The organism is Microbacterium sp. K41, from assembly GCF_004794395.1.
Taxonomy (GTDB): Bacteria; Actinomycetota; Actinomycetes; order Actinomycetales; family Microbacteriaceae; genus Microbacterium; species Microbacterium sufflavum.
In genome coordinates, this window is the sequence record NZ_SSDO01000360.1 from 1 (window position 1) to 297 (window position 297).

Below are 297 nucleotides of genomic sequence, written 5' to 3' on the forward strand. Positions count from 1 at the left end.
CGTCGAGGCGGTCCGCGCGGTCGCCGACGGCGAGCCCGTGACGGCGGTCGGTGTCGGCACGGCCGGCGTGGTCGCCCCCGACGGATCCATCACCTCGGCCACGGACGCGATCCGGGGGTGGGCGGGGTTCCCGCTGCGCTCGGCACTCGAGCGCGCCACGGGGGTTGCGGTCGTGGTCGTGAACGACGTGCACGCGGCGGCGGTCGCGGAGGCCGCCCAGGGAGCGGGTCGCGGAGCGGGCGGGCTGCTGATGGTCGCGGTGGGAACGGGCATCGGCGGGGCCGTGGTCCTCCCGGA

At 78.1% G+C, this 297-nt stretch carries 1 protein-coding gene; it reads left to right on the forward strand.

Annotated elements, in window-relative coordinates; genetic code table 11:
* A partial coding sequence (locus tag DW309_RS20135; protein ID WP_136045416.1) for an ROK family protein occupies positions 1 to 297 on the forward strand: 297 nt, incomplete at both ends.